Raw genomic sequence first — 16,707 nt, forward strand, 5'->3', positions numbered from 1 at the left:
GAGTCATTCTCCTTGAAAGGTAGGATACTATGAATTGGAACGCTTCTGATATGAATTTGTTCTTGCAGCAAAAAGATTACATAGATACGTTAGTGGTACCGCTTCTTAAAGTTGAGACACTTGAAGAGAAAATGAAAGCAAGCGCATCCTCAACAGATTTTCTAATGAATTTAGTAGACTATATTGAACTGCAATTCAAAGGAAGAATTATGGTTTCACCGCCATTTGCCTATTCGCCATCGATGGAACTTCAACAATTTGGCGAGGTGTTAGCTGGTGATTTCTCGAAGTCTTCATTTAAACATGTGTTTTATGTGACGACTGACTCGGATTGGACAACCATTAATATACAAGGAAAAGTTTTATGGCTGCCTTATATTCCTATCGAACATATGGATGACCGATTGAAACAGTCCATATTAGAAGACCAATTGAAACAGCTTCTGCCTCAATTGATGGAAGAATGGAGAAAATAGGTAATCTGTAGAAGAAATTGTGAATTTTAATTGAGAAAAATTCATTATTTGTTCACAAACACGAATCCTGCGTAAATGCAACGTTGAATTTAAAGTGGTGGTAGGATATTATAGATATGTCCTAGTATTAACAATTAGCAAAAGTATGTCCGTTGGACTGACTTTGGAGTAAGAGGAGGGAAATGAATGAGCAGCAAAGTGTCTAGACGCCAATTCCTTAACTACACATTGATGGGTGTCGGCGGATTCATGGTTTCAGCAGCAGCAATGCCGATGATTCGCTTTGCAATTGACCCGGTATTAGCATCATCAGATGGTGGCGATTATGTCCCGACTGACCAGAAAGCGGATGATGTTACAGAAACGCCAGTACGTATCGATTATACGATCAAAGATCGTAAAGATGCATGGTACAAATCAGATGTTTCAAACACTGCTTGGGTATATAAAGATGGCGATAAGATCATCGCATTATCCCCTGTTTGTAAACACTTAGGTTGTACTGTGAACTGGGCGGGCGACGAATCGCATCCTAATCAGTATTTTTGTCCATGCCATGCAGGTCGTTATGAAAAAAATGGTAAAAACATTGCTGGAACTCCACCATTGGGTCCACTCGACCAATATGAAGTTGAAGTTATTGACGGTTTTGTCCACCTCGGCAAAACAATGCCGAACACATTAGTCTAATTAGTCAGGGGGTACAATCAAATTGATGAACAAAATTTATGATTGGGTCGATGAACGGCTTGATATCACCCCGATTTGGCGCGATATCGCTGATCATGAAGTACCTGAACACGTAAACCCCGCACATCATTTTTCTGCATTCATCTATTGTTTCGGAGGATTGACTTTCTTCGTCACGGTAATCCAAATTCTATCCGGTATGTTCCTCACAATGTATTACACACCGGACATTGAAAATGCTTGGAAATCCGTTTATTATCTTCAAAACGAAGTTGCTTACGGAGAAATCGTGCGTGGTATGCACCACTGGGGAGCCTCTCTCGTAATTGTTATGATGTTCCTACATACATTGCGTGTATTCTTTACAGGTGCTTATAAGAAACCTCGTGAATTGAACTGGGTAGTCGGCGTTCTCTTGTTCGTTGTCATCTTAGGTCTTGGATTCACTGGATACTTATTGCCATGGGATATGAAAGCTCTATTTGCTACAAAAGTAGGGATTGAGATTGCAGCTTCTGTTCCATTTATTGGTGAGTGGATTAAGGTCCTTCTTGCGGGTGATGCAACAATCCTTGGAGCACAAACGCTAACGCGATTCTTTGCGATTCACGTATTCTTCCTGCCTGCAGCACTTCTTGGATTGCTTGCAGCTCACTTTATCATGATCAGAAGACAGGGTATTTCCGGACCGTTGTAATACCGGATCTTCCCATGATTTCTCACTAAGGAGGGAACAAGATGCAACACGGAAAAGGCATGAAATTCGTTGGTGACTCGCGTATTAAGGCGACTCGGAAATCCAACGTTCCTAAAGACTATTCCGAATATCCGGGTAAAACGGAAGCCTTCTGGCCAAACTTCCTCTTAAAAGAGTGGATGGTCGGTGCGATCTTCCTAATCGGTTATTTGATTATTACACTTGCGCATCCATCACCGCTTGAACGTCAAGCGGATCCGACGGATACGACATACATTCCTCTTCCAGACTGGTATTTCCTTTTCATGTACCAGTTGCTGAAGTATGAATTTGCGTCCGGTCCATTCAACGTCATTGGAGCGATTGTTGTTCCGGGACTTGCGGTCGGTGCGTTAATGCTTGTTCCGTTCATGGATACTTCAAAAGAACGCAGCCCATGGAAGCGTCCATTGCCAACAGGCTTTATGCTTCTTGCATTCGCGGCTATTTTCTACCTAACTTGGGAATCTGTTGTGAACCATGACTGGGAAAAAGCAAAAGCTCAAGGAGCTATTGTTGAAGAGGTTGAATTTGACACAGAGGCTGAAGGGTATAAACTTTACCAAGGCTCCAGCTGTATCGGGTGTCACGGTGATCAGTTCCAAGGCGGATTAGGTCTGCCGCTAACTGATACGGGACTTACGCCGGAAGAAATTGAAAAAATCGCCCATGAAGGTATTGGTACAATGCCAGCAGGTCAATGGGATGGTTCCGATGAAGACTTGGCGACTATGGCTGAGTTCATCTCGAACCTAGGTAAAGAATAACAAAAAGGAGTCAGGAAACTGACTCCTTTTTTTATACATATATTCGCATTCTGAAGTGCTTGGAGTGATCGGTATGCAACTCGCGATAACATGGTTAAGAATGATTTTGTTCAACAAATCCTTCCTCTGGGTATTATTATTCATCAATATTATAGGAACCGTATACGGTTATGATTGGTATATGTGGCAACTGGATATTACCGAACCGGTTTTTTGGATATTTGTCCCAGATAGTCCGACGGCAAGTCTATTTTTCTGTTTTGTGATTACCGGCTGGTTGTTGAATGTGAATTTTAGACTATTCGAAGCACTCGCACTCATTACTTTAGTGAAGTACGGCATCTGGGCGGTTGTAATGAATCTCCTCACATTAAACGAATCGGGTTCGATCGGTGCGGCTGGTTGGATGCTTGTCATCTCGCATGGTGCCATGGCTCTTCAGGGAATCCTGTATTGGAGTAACTATAGATTCGGGCTCATCTCAATTATTGTGGCGGCTATTTGGACATTGCACAATGACGTGATCGATTATGTTTTCGGGCAAATGCCTATCTATGGGGACCTCATGCAGATCATGGATAAAATAGGATACTTCACTTTCTGGTTATCCATCGTTTGTGTAACACTTGCGGTATGGAACTGGAAGCACCGTCATAGAATTGTAACAGTGCCAGATCATCTGGTATCTTAAAAGTTGCGAGTCGCTTTCCAGCCCATTAAAATAGAGAGTAGAGAAAGGGTGAGAAACCGTTGAATTTCTTAGTGTATTTAGGCATCATCATACTGTTGCCATTGTATGCACAGTTTAAAGTGAAAAGTACGTATAACAAATACTCAAAAGTGCGTTCCACTTCCGGAATGACAGGTGCCCAGGTCGCTCGTCTAATTTTGGATCATAATGGCTTACAAGATGTAAAAGTCGTTGAGACACAAGGGGTTTTGAGTGATCACTACAATCCTGTAACGAAGATTGTTGCATTATCCAGCCAGAACTACCACGAAGCCTCTGTCGCAGGGACGGCTGTAGCCGCACACGAAGTGGGACACGCGATTCAGGACAAAGAAGCATATTCGTTCCTGCGTGTTAGACATCGTCTTGCTCCAGTAGCAGGAATCACTTCAAACGCCAGCTGGTTCTTTATCATGGCTGGGCTGATCTTTTCCAGTATGAACAGTTTACTAGGAATCGGAATCGTCATGATGGCAGTTGGAGTCGTTTTTCAGATCGTCACACTGCCCGTTGAATTCAACGCTTCTAGCAGAGCGATGACACAAATTGTACAGCTGGGGATAATTCGCAACGAAGAAGAGCCCCATGCGAAAAAAGTGTTAAGTGCCGCCGCAATGACATATGTTGCAGCAGCTGCAGTAGCCGTACTTGAATTGCTGCGTCTAGTAACGATTTTCTTGAATCGCGACTAAAAAAGTGCCCACGCTGATGATTCAGCGGTGGGCATTTTTTATCTAGGAATCGGTTGTTTTTGTTCATCTAACGTAAAACCTTCCCCCATGACGTCATGCACCTCTGATACGGAGACAAAGGCATGCGGGTCTACTGAAGTGATGATATTTTTCATCCTCATAATTTCGTTTTTTGCGATGACACAGTACAAAATACTGCGATCTGCTTTTGTGAAGTGGCCGTACCCTTTGAATACAGTTACACCACGATCCATTTCCAGTGCGATTTTAGTGGCAATGGCATCTTGATGATCCGAAATGATGAATGCCCCTCTTGCGGCATAGGCACCTTCTTGCACGAAGTCAATCACACGGGCTCCTACAAATAATGCAACAAGTGTGTACATGACAGAACGATGATCGAGATAGACGTACCAAGAGACTAGAATGACCGCTGCATCGAACATGAACATCGTCTTCCCGATGCTCCACCCCCAATGGATTTGTGCGAGACGTGCAATAATGTCTACGCCTCCAGTTGTCCCTCCGAATCTAAAGATGATTCCAAGACCGACCCCCACAAAAACACCTGCAAATAACGAAACGAGGAACATGTCCCCTTCCAGATGGATATCGATCTGATACTTCATGAATACCTTCAGAAAAAGAGAAACTGCGAGTGTCCCAACTACAGTATAGGTGAATATACGTTTTCCTAGCATACGCCAGCCGATGATGAACATAGGGATGTTGAGAACTAAGTTCATAATGGCAGGATCCCATTTGAATGCAAAAAACAGAATCAAAGTAATTCCCGTGAAACCGCCTTCTGCTAACTCGTTTTGAATATTGAAATGCACGAGCCCAAAGCTGAAAATGGCCGCACCGAGGACAATGAAAAACAAATTTTTAATCTTAATATCCTTGAACATTCCGTTGAACATTTCATCACTCCCCTGAAAGCACTAGTGTTATTATCATCCATCCAATATATTTTGACAATAGCAAGATGAATGAATACGATAAGTATTGAAAGGTGTGAGCGAAAATGAGTGAATTGAAAACGATGAACAATATGCAAAAAGAAGTGGATGCATACATTTCAAGCTTTGAAGAAGGGTATTTTCCACCAATGGAGCTCATTGCCCGTTTGACTGAAGAACTAGGTGAACTATCAAGAGAAGTTCAGCACGTATATGGCATGAAAAAAAAGAAAGGTTCTGAGAGCGCGAGTACCTTAACTGAAGAGACCGGTGATTTGTTATTTGTCCTCATCTGTTTTGCAAATGCACAAGGGATCGAATTGACGGAGGCATTGGATACCGTGCTGAATAAGTTTAAAACGCGTGACGCAGACCGTTGGACTAAAAAGGGGGAAGTGTAATGACAATCCGTGTCGCTATTGCAGGTGCCCGGGGAAGAATGGGAAGTACAGCAACAGCAGCGATCGCTGAAGCACCAGATATGGAGTTTGTAGGGGCTCTTGACTATAAATACGATGGTTGGTACATAAATGAAGGGACACTCATGGAACAATCGCCGGGAGTTCGTGTCTATACTTCCATTGCTGAACTAGCTGAAGCGGAACAACCCGATGTCCTCCTTGATCTAACCGATCCGGAAGCCGTATTCCCAAATGCGCAGAAAGCGATTGCGCTAGGAATACGACCTGTTATCGGTACATCCGGCTTGACACTGGAAGAAATTGATCAATTGCAAATCATGAGTGAGCAAAAAGGGTTATCTTGTATCTTGGCTCCGAACTTTTCAATCGGTGCTGTGTTAATGATGAAGTTTGCAGCGCAAGCGGCTCATTATCTAGGGGATGTTGAAATTATTGAGATGCATCATGATCGGAAATTGGATGCTCCTTCCGGGACAGCAGTGAAAACGGTTGATATGATTTCAAAAGTTAGAACACCCCACTTACAAGGTCATCCCGATGAACAAGTGAACGCTTATGGAGCAAGAGGAGCCGACGTTCAAGGGATGAAAATCCACAGTGTCCGTTTACCTGGATTGCTTGCGCATCAGCAAGTATTACTTGGTGGAGAGGGAGAATTGCTGTCCATACGTCACGACTCGTTTGATCGCAAAAGTTTCATGCCAGGTGTTCTTCTTGCTGTGCGCGAATCTGTTGGCAGCCAACAATTTATCAATGGATTAGAACAGCTTATTTAAATTCACGAGATTAATAATGTAAGGGATGATGGGATGGAACGATTGAAAATTGGTGTCATATGCTATCCATCCTTAGGAGGATCCGGAGTAGTAGCTACTGAGCTTGCTATTAAAATGGCAGCGAAAGGTCATGAAATTCATTTCATTACCTCTAGTTTGCCATTTCGATACAATGAGCCTCATGAAAATATACACTTTCACGAAGTGAGAATAGATGGGTATGCCGTATTCAAGTATCCACCATATGATATCGCACTTGCAAACCGGATCGGGCAGGTCGTGGAGGAACAGCATTTGGACCTGCTCCATGTCCACTATGCCGTACCTCATGCAGTCTCAGCCGTTTTGGCGAAAGACATGATCCAATCAGATATTGGGATCATCACGACGTTGCACGGAACAGACGTCACCATTCTGGGACACGATCCTGCTCTGCGTAACACGGTTAAATACGGAATTGATAAATCAGATATTACGACTGCGGTTTCAGAATCGCTTCGGAAAGAAACCATCGAGCTGATTGAACCTGCTAAAAACATCAGGACAATCTACAATTTCATAGACGAAGAAAAGTATCACCCTGTGGAATCGGGGACTTTACGCTGTGATTTAGGTATTCAGCAGAATGAAAAAGTAATCATCCACATTTCGAATTTCAGAAGTGTCAAGAGGATTCCGGATCTGATCCGGGCTTTTGCACTGGTTGTCGAAAAACTCCCGTCAAAACTTCTTTTAGTGGGAGAGGGGCCTGAAATGCCTAGAATCAGAAGATTAGTGGACATGCTGGGTGTTACTGATCATGTGTTGTTCACCGGAAGACGTGACGACTTGCCGGAACTTTTATCATTCAGTGATGTCATGGTACTGCCTTCGGAAAAAGAAGCATTCGGTCTCGTGTTATTAGAAGCATTCGCTTGTGGGGTGCCCGCCGTAGGGACAAATGCAGGGGGTATCCCGGAAGTGATCGAAGAGGGCATTAACGGATATATTGTGCCGATTGGTGATCCGGATGCGATTGCAGAAAGAACACTTCGAATTTTAAGTGACAGCACATTGCATCCTAAGATGAAGGAGCAAGCGATGGAAACTGTGAAAGGGAAGTTCTCATCAGATATCATCGTCGCTCAATACGAAAAGCTTTATTATGACTTGCAAAAGAAGGAATGCTAATATGTTTGGAACTCGTCAAAGCCGTACAGTTATAACACGTTTGAACGAAGCAGGTTTTGAAGCGGTTTTTGTAGGAGGGGCTGTCCGCGATTATCTGCTTGGTAAAGATCCAGCGGATATCGATATCGCCACTTCTGCCACACCGGAACAAGTGAAATCGGTTTTCCAGAATACAATTGACCTCGGAACGGAGCACGGTACTGTAATGGTCATTGAATGCGGGCAGCCGATTGAAGTGACCACCTATCGGACGGAAGGAACGTATTCGGATAATAGAAGGCCTGATGAAGTCCAGTTTGTGACGTCTTTGGAAGAAGATCTTAAAAGGCGTGATTTCACTATCAATGCCCTCGCTCTTCGGATTGATGGGGAAGTGGTAGATCCATTCCAAGGAAGAGAGGACTTATCCAAGAAAACAATCCGGGCAGTCGGGAATGCGAGTGAACGTTTCAGCGAGGATGCACTTCGAATGATACGAGCTGTTCGGTTTGTCTCAGTACTTGGATTCAAACTTGAATCTTCGACGAAATCTTCCATTACTGCATTGCGCAGTACTATCGGAACTCTTTCTGTTGAACGTATTAAAGCAGAGTTCGATAAATTGTTTCAAGGTGCGTTTGCTCACGAAGCACTGAAGTTGATTGCTGAAACAAAGTTGTCAGAGGTGTTTCCTTTATATCCCGCTCAGCAAGATGCATGGTTAAAGTGCAGCCCTTTTCGAAACTCACTTGACGGGTGGGCATCCTTGATGATTGCGGGACGGTTTGAAGCATCAGAAGTGGCAAATGCATATAAATTATCAAACAAGGAACGTTTGTTTTTGCAGTCGGTCCAGAAATTCCATGTAATCAGGCAGCAGCGGTCTTATACAATCGAAGATTTTTACAATGCGGAGTATTCGATATTGGTGACTGTAGAAAAACTGATAGGTGCATTAACCCCTCAACAACCGATTGATGAACATGCAATCAGGAAGGCCATCGAATTGCTGCCTATCCGTTCCGGACAAGAATTGGCTGTTAGAGGCAAAGAGATTATGGGATGGACTGGAAGAAGAGGGGGGCGCTGGCTTGGTGAAGCACTCCAAGCTATAGAACACGCTGTTTTATACCAAGTAATTCCGAACGAACACAATGCGATAAAGGAATGGTTCTTACATGAATACGAATGTAAAGAGTGAGTTACTGAAACGGATGTCTGCAGGAAAAGACAATCCGGTATCAGGACAGCAAATGGCGGATGAGTATGGCATATCCCGAACAGCTATCTGGAAATATGTAAAAGAACTTGAAAGTGAAGGATATGAAATTGGCTCTATCCGAAAGAGAGGGTATTATTTGATCGACTCACCAGATACTGTAGTTCCTGCTGCGATTCAACAGTTTTTGCAGACGGATCACTATGGGCGCAGCCTTCGTCATGTTGACTCCTGTCTATCGACACAAATGCTTGCACACGAAGAAGCTCAAAATGGAGCCCCGGATGGTATGGTCATTATTGCGGATGAGCAAACGGCAGGCAAAGGGAGATTGTCACGCCCCTGGTCATCGGTTGCCGGTAAAGGGATATGGATGAGTGTCATAACGCGTCCAGAACTGACCCCACAGCAAGCCCCTCAAATGACACTGGTCGCCGCCGTCGCTATTGTTCGGGCTATCGAGGAGCTGACTGATGTCACCCCCACTATTAAATGGCCCAATGACATTTTGGTTGGCGGTCGTAAACTAACAGGGATTCTGACAGAGCTCCAAGCCGATCCCGATCGTGTCAAAGCGATCATCTTAGGTATTGGCATGAACGTCAATCAGCAGTTACAGGATTTCCCTGAAGAGATACGTACAATTGCCACCTCCCTCAGTATCGAAGAAGGTCAACCGGTGAATCGGGCAAAGCTGACTGCCAAAGTTCTGGATTACTTGGAGTTATATGTTGCCCTTTACGTTGAGAAAGGGTTCGCGCCTATTAAAATCCTCTGGGAAAGTTATGCGGACTCTATTGGCAAACGAGTTCGTATATCGACACTGCAGGACACCTATGAAGCGACAGCTCGAGGAATCTCAGAAGACGGGCGTCTAGAGGTAGTGCTGGACGATGGAACGATCAGAGGAATCTATTCGGCAGATATCCACATTGTCTGAACAATGAAAAACCATTTGGCAATTCCCTGTACGGAGTGTTATAGTGAATGAGAAGGGCGATATCATCCTGAATCGCACCTGTAAGATAATCACATGAACGTCAACTGAATAATTCTGCCTTGATCATATTGACAGGGACGGAGGAAACCTATGACGATATCCTACACAACCCTTCTGTTTTTTATGACTGGAAGGGTTTTTATGTTTTGGTTTTCTCCTGAAAAGGAGAGGGGAAGAACAACAATGAAAACGATTACTGAGTTAAACCAGATGAAGACTGAGGGCGATAAGATTGTGATGATGACAGCATATGATTATCCGACAGCCATTTTTGCTGAAAAGTCGGATGTCGATGTTCTATTGGTAGGGGACTCACTTGGAATGGTTGTACTCGGATACCCTTCGACCGTATTTGTGACTTCCGATGACATGATTCACCATGGAAAAGCAGTTAGACGTGGAGCGAGAGACACGTTTCTAGTCGTCGATCTGCCATTCGGGACTTTTCGAGGGTCACAAGACCGAATCCTGAACGAAGCAATCCGTGTCTTTCAAGAAACGGGTGCCGATGCACTGAAGGTCGAAGGGGCAGACGAAGTTTTGGAAACCATTCAGCTGCTAACGAACACGGGCATCCCAGTTGTTGCGCATCTAGGGTTACTCCCTCAATCGGCGTCTGTTACTGGCGGCTATAAAGTTCAAGGAAAGACAGCGGACACTGCACGCAAGCTGCTGGAGGATGCGAGACTGTGTGAACAAGCGGGAGCCTGCATGATCGTTGTTGAGTGCATCCCTCATCAGCTGACAGCACAATTAACCGAGGCAGTCAGTATTCCCATTATCGGTATAGGCGCTGGTGCAGAAGCGGACGGTCAAGTACTTGTGTTCCATGATCTCGTGAAATACGGAGATCATCGTCTTCCGAAATTTGCGGAAAGTTTCAGCGATGCAGGAGGAGTTATTCTAGATGGGATGACATCCTATACAAATGCTGTGAGAGCAGGGACATTTCCTGGCAAACAGCATCAGTTTTCGATGAAGGAAGAAGAATTGCTGAACTTGTATGGAGGTGGAAACCATTGACTGAGACAACGGCTATGCAATGCACACCGGCAATCTCGAAAATGATTGATTGGCAACAGGCGATGAAAACGACAAAACAGACCATCGGTTTTGTTCCGACGATGGGATTTCTGCATGAAGGTCATGCGGAATTGATAAAGGAAGCAAAAAAAAACAATGACCGCGTCGCTGTTAGCATATTTGTAAATCCTGCTCAATTCGGACCAGGGGAGGACTTTGAAGAATACCCTCGTAATTTGGATGCTGATATACGACTCGCTTCACAAGCGGGTGCCGACATTGTATTTTGTCCAGGAGTAGAAGACATGTATCCAACGGACGGTGGCATTCGAATTGTGCCAGGTCCTCTGGCAGACCGATTATGCGGAGCCTCACGACCAGGACACTTTGATGGTGTATTGAAGGTTGTTCTAAAACTCGTGAATATCGTGCAGCCGGATACTGTTTACTTTGGCATGAAGGATGCGCAGCAACTTGCGATTATTGAAACATTTTTCCGGGACTACAACTGTCCGGCCGTCATTGTTCGGGTGCCGACAGTCCGTGAAATGGACGGATTGGCGAAAAGCTCGAGAAATGTGAATCTTTCCGTCCAAGAAAGAAACGAAGCGCCCGTCATATATGAAGCGTTACAACAGGCTGAGCTGTTAGTGAAAGAAGGGGGCTCACTTGAAGGCATCACACAATTTGTAGAAAATACACTTAGGGAAAAGACATCGGGTGCCGTTGACTATGTATCCATACTTACCTACCCGCAATTGGAAGAACCGACAGCGGTATCGCAAGATCTGATCATCGCGTGTGCTGTCCAATTTTCAAAAGCCCGTTTAATCGATAATATCATCTTCAAGAGGGAAGGCTGACATCATGTTCCGTACTATGCTCACAAGTAAATTACATCGCGCGACTGTCACAGAAGCGAATTTGAATTATGTAGGAAGTATTACAATTGACGAAGACTTACTAGAAGCAGCCAATATCCTCGTCAACGAAAAAGTGCAAATCGTCAATAATAACAATGGTGAACGATTCGAAACGTATACCATTCCAGGAAAACGCGGCAGTGGTGTAATTTGCGTCAATGGAGCCGCTGCAAGACTCGTTCAGCCAGGTGACATCGTCATTATACTTGCTTATGCCATGATGGCGGACGAAGAGGCCCTCCGACATACTCCAACCGTTTTACTGCTGGATGAACACAATAAAATTGAACAGCACATTCAGGAGTCCCACGGTGTCATAGTTTGACAAGTTCCATTCAAAGGGTGTTATGAAATATCCAAGGTTGAGGCGAACGCCATTCGCTCCTCTTAATGACTCACTATCCATCGCTATCTGGAAACCAGTATCTACTGACTTTCCGGATGGCGTTTTTATTTTTATCGTGGTTCGCGCCCTTCCTTTAGAGCCTATACTGAATATATGGTACAATCTGCAGTAGGAAACCGATACAGGAAGTTGATGAATCCATGGAAAATCTAAAATTTGCAGTAGTCGATTTGGAGACAACCGGTCATTCACCTGAAAAAGGTGACCGGATTATTCAAATTGCCATCATGTTCATTGAAGACGGCATCCTCACAAACGAGTATGTCCGCTTTGTCAATCCGGGTCAAAAAATCCCTGTTTTTATTCAAGAATTAACGGATATCACCCACACTGAAGTGAACGATGCGCCACATTTTGAAGAGATTGCGCATGAAGTGAGAGACTTATTGGAAGGTTGGATTTTTACCGCACATAATACGAATTTCGATGTAACATTTCTGCAAAAAGAATTTCAACGTTGCGGGATTCCGAAGTGGCAAGGAAAACAGATTGATACAGTGGAATTCTCGAAAATCATGTTTCCCTCTGCAATGAGTTATCGCCTGAAGGAATTGTCGGAGGAACTGGGTATTGAGCTGTCTGCTGCCCACCGAGCTGATGACGATGCAAAGGCGACAGCGGATTTACTGTTGAAGTGTATTGAAAAAGTGAAATGTCTTCCTGAACAAACTCTTTCACGCTTACATAAGCGCTCTTTTTATTTGAAAACCGACCTATCGGTGATTTTTTACCTAGCGTTAGTAGAAGCACGTAACAAAACGCTCAACTCGAATCTATCTCAATTTCGCGGCATTCCGTTCCGTCAGGCAGAAATCATTCGAAATGTTGAACCGAGAAAACTTATCTATCCAACCAGTCAAGATGAAAAAGACCAGCTGCTCATTCAAGCTTATCCCTCTTACGAATCCAGAAGCGCGCAACTGCAATTCATGGACGCTGCGTGGAACTCGTTTCGCTCCGGGACGGAGATCATGGTCGAGGTCCCTACGGGAATCGGGAAGACCGTTTCTTATTTGCTGCCTGCAGCTATTCGTGCAGTAGAAACAAAAAAAGCAGTCATCATCAGTACGTATACAAATCATTTAGCGGACAAAATCATGGCAGAAGAAATTGACGTCGTCTCCAAAGCATTGTCTGTGCCAGTTCAAGCTGCTGTGCTAAAGGGACGTTCCAACTACATCTCGTTGGCTAAGTTTGCTGAACTGCTATTAAGTGGTGAATCGAGTTATGACAATATATTCACTGAAATGCAACTCCTAGTCTGGCTTACGGAAACCATGACGGGAGATGTCAATGAGCTGAATCTTTCAGGCGGCGGCATGCTGTATATCGATCGGATCCGTAAAAGATCTTCAGTTCTCGCGGAAGATGAAAATGGTGTGGATTTTCATCAAGTTGCATTAGAAAATTGCCGTCATGCAGATATCATCATCACAAACCATGCTTTACTCCTTAGTGAGGGTTCCAGTAAGGAACAAATTATTGAGGAAGCATGCGGCCTCGTAGTAGACGAAGCCCATCAGTTCATACATGCTGCCTATAAAACGAATGAAATCATCTTCTCTTATACGAATTGGAAATATGTAATGGGACAGATCAGCTCTGAGTCGGACGGCCAAGTTAGCCGTCGTATCGAAGAGATACTTATTCGGAAAAGGGGACATCGTTCTCGTGAGCGTTCCAACCTTCTGGTGGCATTTGAAAAATTCTCATCTGCGTTTGATGTTGCCATACATGAGTTAATAGGGTCTGAATCGGTCAAAAAGGGACATGTGAAGGGAAGTCGGCTTCATGTTGCTATCGAGGACATTTCAACGGATCGGATCATATTTGAAAATGTCTTTCAATCGATGAGTGACTTCATAGAAAAAGCCTCCTCATATGTCAGATTGTTGGATCATGAAGTGGAAAGCCTTTCAGACAAAGAACAAGCGATTCTAGCTGAATGGCACTACTGGGTGGATGAACTTCGTGTGAAAATCGGAGAGTGGGTTGAATTATTCCTTGATAAGGAATCAGACGGAACCGTTTGGATTGAGCAGGACCAAAGAAGTATACCTGGAAGTCTCACGGTCATTAAAAGTCCCATTGACAGCGCACCCGTGATCCGAAAAGCACTGGAATCCCTTTTCTCGAAGGATAAGGGAGTCATCTGGACATCAGGGACATTATCTGTGAAAAGTGATGAGCGTTTCGTGGCACGGCAATTGGGTGTGGCTCAAGAAGTACCTGTTTTGAAATTGCTGGCTCCTGACCACTTCTATACAGGTGCCCAGATCTTTCTCATAGATGATATGCCAAACATTCAGCAAGTCGCGCAACAGGAATATGTGGAAGAAGTGGCAGAAGCGATCGTCCAGACGGTTATGGTAACTGAAGGAAGACTGTTTGTTCTCTTTACGTCGCAAGATATGCTTAACCAAACACATGAACTCATTTCAGACAGCGGACTATTGGAAGACTATGCACTCATCGCACAAGGAATTAGCTCTGGAAGCAAGTATCGATTGTTAAAATCATTCCGTCAATATGAGAAAGCGGTATTATTCGGAACGAACAGTTTTTGGGAAGGTGTTGATGTCCCTGGTAACTCATTATCCGCTATCATCATTGTGCGTTTACCATTCTCTTCACCTTCCGAACCTGTCTTCAAAGCGAAGACCGCACGACTCAATCAGATGGGAAAAAACGCTTTTACTGCCTACGCATTACCTGAAGCTATACTAAGACTGCGGCAAGGATTCGGAAGACTCATCCGTTCATCCACGGATACTGGTTTTTTCATCATCTTGGACCGTCGGATTGAAACAAAATCATACGGAAGTAAATTTTTGGAAGCGCTGCCCGATGTACCTGTTAAAAAAGTATCACTTGCACGTATGGTAGATGAACTTAATAATTGCTATAATAAATGAGTGTATCAGACTTACATGATGGTGATCAGGCTCGCCTATAGAAGTCTATGGAAACCCATATGGAGTGGGATGTGAAATCATGATTAACTGGATAAAATTTTTCATCATTTTTCTCTTCACACTGACACTAGTGTTGACGTCATTTGTTTTTTACAAAGCATATGAACCGGCCTCTTCCCTTAAAGGGAATGCAACCCGTCAAGTAGTGGATGCTGGCATATTAGTGGAGGCGGAGCGTGCAGAAGTGTATAACGGTACAGCCTCTTTCACTGTCGTCTACGGAAAAGATGACAAGGGAGTTGCAAAAGCCGTTTTCGTAAACGAGAAAGTGAAAAACGAAAAGGATTTAAAAGTGGTTGTCCTTGAAAAAGGCATTACAGCAAAACAGGCACTCACTTCTGTCAAACAAGAAATGAACGTCAATAAACTCATCCATGTTAAACTAGGTGTGGAAGACGATGCTGCTGTATGGGAGGTCGTATTCAAAAACGAGGCAAATAAGCTGAATTATGTCTATGTCGCATTTTCAGACGGACAGTGGCAAAAGCGAATTTTAAACTTATAGGAAGTGCATGAACGCACTGGTAAAGGGAGCGATGGATTTGGCGAAGCAATTAGCATCCAGAGTAACTACACTTTCACCCTCAACCACTTTGGCGATAACAGCTAAAGCGAAGGAAATGAAAGAATCTGGTATCGATGTGATCGGTCTTGGAGCAGGGGAGCCGGACTACAATACACCTGAACCTATACTGGAAGCTGCATGGCGTTCCATGAAAGAAGGCAAGACGAAGTACACTCCGTCTGGTGGATTGCCCGCTCTGAAGGATGCAGTCATCGGGAAGTTGGAACGTGACCAAGGCTTAACGTATACACGTACTGAGGTCATGATCGGGATCGGAGCAAAACATGTATTGTATACATTGTTCCAAACGATTCTTGATCCAAATGACGAAGTGATCATTCCTGCACCATACTGGGTGAGTTATCCCGAGCAAGTGAAACTTGCAGGTGGAGTTCCCGTTGTCGTTCAGGCATCTGCCGAATCGGAGTTCAAAGTGACGTCCGTCCAAATTGAGGGTGCAATTACATCTAAAACAAAAGCACTGATTCTGAATTCACCGGGTAATCCAACTGGCATGGTGTACACAGAGGAAGAACTTATGGCGATTGCCGAAGTTTGTAAGGCTCACGATATTTGGATCATCTCAGATGAAATCTATGAAAAACTGGTCTATGGCACAGCGAAGCATGTTTCTATCGCAACGCTGTCTGAAGACGCTAAGAAACGGACACTCGTCATTAATGGCGTTTCAAAATCGCATTCAATGACTGGATGGCGTATCGGATTCATCGCAGGGGATGGAGACGTCGTAAAAGCGATGACGAACCTCGCAAGCCATTCTACATCTAATCCGGTAACTACTTCACAATATGCTGCAATTGAGGCGTATAATGGTTCCCAGGATGCTGTAGAGATGATGCGCAATAGTTTCAGCTCTCGTTTAGAGAGGATTTATCCGCAAATTCAAGCGATTCCAGGTTTCCATACCGTGAAACCACAAGGTGCTTTTTACCTGCTTCCAGACGTTTCAGAAGCGGTGAAACATACAGGATTCAAAAACGTGGATGCTTTTGCAAAAGCATTGCTTGAAGAAGCAAATGTGGCGGTCATTCCTGGCAGCGGATTCGGTTCAGAAGAAACAATCCGTTTATCCTATGCGACTTCGATCGACCTGTTAGAAGAAGCGGTGCGCCGTATCCACCAATTTGTTAAATCTAAATGGATCGACTGATTGAAAACTGACTAGGTAGTACACA

General features: G+C 44.1%; 18 protein-coding genes. 17 read left to right on the plus strand and 1 reads right to left on the minus strand.

Annotation, left to right across the window (positions count from 1 at the left end; translation table 11 throughout):
* Positions 1-29 precede the first annotated feature (29 nt).
* The 6 genes from ABE021_RS02245 to ABE021_RS02270 all read left to right on the plus strand — a co-directional run bounded on the left by ABE021_RS02245 (position 30) and on the right by ABE021_RS02270 (position 4,091).
* Complete coding sequence (locus ABE021_RS02245) at positions 30-476, plus strand: DUF2487 family protein (RefSeq protein ID WP_430286544.1); 447 nt, start codon at positions 30-32, stop codon at positions 474-476.
* A 186-nt stretch (positions 477-662) separates the two neighbouring features.
* On the plus strand, positions 663-1,166 hold the full coding sequence (locus ABE021_RS02250) for a ubiquinol-cytochrome c reductase iron-sulfur subunit (protein ID WP_430286545.1): 504 nt from the start codon (positions 663-665) through the stop codon (positions 1,164-1,166).
* A gap of 22 nt (positions 1,167-1,188) precedes the next feature.
* The gene (gene qcrB / locus ABE021_RS02255; RefSeq protein WP_430286546.1) at positions 1,189-1,863 is read left to right on the plus strand and encodes a menaquinol-cytochrome c reductase cytochrome b subunit; all 675 of its coding nucleotides are present in this window, start codon (positions 1,189-1,191) and stop codon (positions 1,861-1,863) included.
* A 41-nt stretch (positions 1,864-1,904) separates the two neighbouring features.
* On the plus strand, positions 1,905-2,669 hold the full coding sequence (locus tag ABE021_RS02260; protein WP_430286547.1) for a c-type cytochrome: 765 nt from the start codon (positions 1,905-1,907) through the stop codon (positions 2,667-2,669).
* 73 nt (positions 2,670-2,742) lie between these two features.
* The gene (locus tag ABE021_RS02265) at positions 2,743-3,360 is read left to right on the plus strand and encodes a DUF1405 domain-containing protein (protein ID WP_430286548.1); all 618 of its coding nucleotides are present in this window, start codon (positions 2,743-2,745) and stop codon (positions 3,358-3,360) included.
* A 59-nt stretch (positions 3,361-3,419) separates the two neighbouring features.
* Entirely contained in the window at positions 3,420-4,091 is a 672-nt protein-coding gene (locus ABE021_RS02270; protein ID WP_430286549.1) for a zinc metallopeptidase, read from the plus strand.
* A 38-nt stretch (positions 4,092-4,129) separates the two neighbouring features.
* On the opposite strand, the gene ABE021_RS02275 is transcribed toward ABE021_RS02270, so the two are convergent.
* The gene (locus ABE021_RS02275; protein ID WP_430286957.1) at positions 4,130-5,002 is read right to left on the minus strand and encodes a YitT family protein; all 873 of its coding nucleotides are present in this window, start codon (positions 5,000-5,002) and stop codon (positions 4,130-4,132) included.
* Positions 5,003-5,118: 116 nt separating this feature from the next.
* Between ABE021_RS02275 and ABE021_RS02280 the strand changes: the two genes are divergently transcribed.
* From ABE021_RS02280 to ABE021_RS02330, 11 genes are all read left to right on the plus strand, one after another.
* Positions 5,119-5,454 carry a nucleotide pyrophosphohydrolase gene (locus ABE021_RS02280; RefSeq protein WP_430286550.1) on the plus strand — a complete coding sequence of 112 codons (336 nt, stop codon included), beginning with the start codon at positions 5,119-5,121 and terminating at the stop codon, positions 5,452-5,454.
* Complete coding sequence (gene dapB, locus ABE021_RS02285) at positions 5,454-6,251, plus strand: 4-hydroxy-tetrahydrodipicolinate reductase (protein WP_430286551.1); 798 nt, start codon at positions 5,454-5,456, stop codon at positions 6,249-6,251. Before ABE021_RS02280 ends, dapB begins: the two co-directional genes overlap by 1 nt.
* Before the next feature lie 33 nt (positions 6,252-6,284).
* On the plus strand, positions 6,285-7,421 hold the full coding sequence (gene bshA / locus ABE021_RS02290) for an N-acetyl-alpha-D-glucosaminyl L-malate synthase BshA (RefSeq protein WP_430286552.1): 1,137 nt from the start codon (positions 6,285-6,287) through the stop codon (positions 7,419-7,421).
* A 1-nt stretch (position 7,422) separates the two neighbouring features.
* Positions 7,423-8,601, plus strand: coding sequence for a CCA tRNA nucleotidyltransferase (locus ABE021_RS02295; protein ID WP_430286553.1), 1,179 nt, complete (start codon positions 7,423-7,425; stop codon positions 8,599-8,601).
* On the plus strand, positions 8,579-9,559 hold the full coding sequence (locus tag ABE021_RS02300) for a biotin--[acetyl-CoA-carboxylase] ligase (protein WP_430286554.1): 981 nt from the start codon (positions 8,579-8,581) through the stop codon (positions 9,557-9,559). The genes ABE021_RS02295 and ABE021_RS02300 overlap by 23 nt, the downstream gene beginning before the upstream one ends.
* Positions 9,560-9,802: 243 nt before the next feature.
* Positions 9,803-10,642 carry a 3-methyl-2-oxobutanoate hydroxymethyltransferase gene (gene panB / locus ABE021_RS02305; RefSeq protein WP_430286555.1) on the plus strand — a complete coding sequence of 280 codons (840 nt, stop codon included), beginning with the start codon at positions 9,803-9,805 and terminating at the stop codon, positions 10,640-10,642.
* On the plus strand, positions 10,639-11,505 hold the full coding sequence (panC, locus tag ABE021_RS02310; protein WP_430286556.1) for a pantoate--beta-alanine ligase: 867 nt from the start codon (positions 10,639-10,641) through the stop codon (positions 11,503-11,505). Before panB ends, panC begins: the two co-directional genes overlap by 4 nt.
* A gap of 4 nt (positions 11,506-11,509) precedes the next feature.
* Positions 11,510-11,890, plus strand: coding sequence for an aspartate 1-decarboxylase (gene panD / locus ABE021_RS02315; protein ID WP_430286557.1), 381 nt, complete (start codon positions 11,510-11,512; stop codon positions 11,888-11,890).
* 221 nt (positions 11,891-12,111) lie between these two features.
* Positions 12,112-14,886: an ATP-dependent DNA helicase DinG gene (gene dinG, locus ABE021_RS02320; protein ID WP_430286558.1), complete on the plus strand. Its 2,775-nt coding sequence runs from the start codon at positions 12,112-12,114 to the stop codon at positions 14,884-14,886.
* Between the two features lie 79 nt (positions 14,887-14,965).
* Complete coding sequence (locus ABE021_RS02325; RefSeq protein ID WP_430286559.1) at positions 14,966-15,451, plus strand: DUF5590 domain-containing protein; 486 nt, start codon at positions 14,966-14,968, stop codon at positions 15,449-15,451.
* Between the two features lie 31 nt (positions 15,452-15,482).
* Complete coding sequence (locus ABE021_RS02330) at positions 15,483-16,682, plus strand: pyridoxal phosphate-dependent aminotransferase (protein ID WP_430286959.1); 1,200 nt, start codon at positions 15,483-15,485, stop codon at positions 16,680-16,682.
* The last annotated feature ends 25 nt before the right edge of the window (positions 16,683-16,707 follow it).

The organism is Sporosarcina gallistercoris, assembly GCF_050459885.1.
Taxonomy (GTDB): Bacteria; Bacillota; Bacilli; order Bacillales_A; family Planococcaceae; genus Sporosarcina; species Sporosarcina gallistercoris_A.

What these genes read in the sequence shown, in the direction of transcription:
- ABE021_RS02245 (WP_430286544.1), top strand. Translation starts at nt 30, where the DNA reads ATGAATTGGAACGCTTCTGATATGAATTTGTTCTTGCAGCAAAAAGAT.
- ABE021_RS02250 (WP_430286545.1), top strand. Translation starts at nt 663, where the DNA reads ATGAGCAGCAAAGTGTCTAGACGCCAATTCCTTAACTACACATTGATG.
- ABE021_RS02260 (WP_430286547.1), top strand. Translation starts at nt 1,905, where the DNA reads ATGCAACACGGAAAAGGCATGAAATTCGTTGGTGACTCGCGTATTAAG.
- ABE021_RS02265 (WP_430286548.1), top strand. Translation starts at nt 2,743, where the DNA reads ATGCAACTCGCGATAACATGGTTAAGAATGATTTTGTTCAACAAATCC.
- ABE021_RS02275 (WP_430286957.1), bottom strand. Translation starts at nt 5,002, where the DNA reads ATGTTCAAGGATATTAAGATTAAAAATTTGTTTTTCATTGTCCTCGGT.
- ABE021_RS02280 (WP_430286550.1), top strand. Translation starts at nt 5,119, where the DNA reads ATGAGTGAATTGAAAACGATGAACAATATGCAAAAAGAAGTGGATGCA.
- dapB (WP_430286551.1), top strand. Translation starts at nt 5,454, where the DNA reads ATGACAATCCGTGTCGCTATTGCAGGTGCCCGGGGAAGAATGGGAAGT.
- bshA (WP_430286552.1), top strand. Translation starts at nt 6,285, where the DNA reads ATGGAACGATTGAAAATTGGTGTCATATGCTATCCATCCTTAGGAGGA.
- ABE021_RS02295 (WP_430286553.1), top strand. Translation starts at nt 7,423, where the DNA reads ATGTTTGGAACTCGTCAAAGCCGTACAGTTATAACACGTTTGAACGAA.
- ABE021_RS02300 (WP_430286554.1), top strand. Translation starts at nt 8,579, where the DNA reads ATGAATACGAATGTAAAGAGTGAGTTACTGAAACGGATGTCTGCAGGA.
- panB (WP_430286555.1), top strand. Translation starts at nt 9,803, where the DNA reads ATGAAAACGATTACTGAGTTAAACCAGATGAAGACTGAGGGCGATAAG.
- panD (WP_430286557.1), top strand. Translation starts at nt 11,510, where the DNA reads ATGTTCCGTACTATGCTCACAAGTAAATTACATCGCGCGACTGTCACA.
- dinG (WP_430286558.1), top strand. Translation starts at nt 12,112, where the DNA reads ATGGAAAATCTAAAATTTGCAGTAGTCGATTTGGAGACAACCGGTCAT.
- ABE021_RS02325 (WP_430286559.1), top strand. Translation starts at nt 14,966, where the DNA reads ATGATTAACTGGATAAAATTTTTCATCATTTTTCTCTTCACACTGACA.
- ABE021_RS02330 (WP_430286959.1), top strand. Translation starts at nt 15,483, where the DNA reads ATGGATTTGGCGAAGCAATTAGCATCCAGAGTAACTACACTTTCACCC.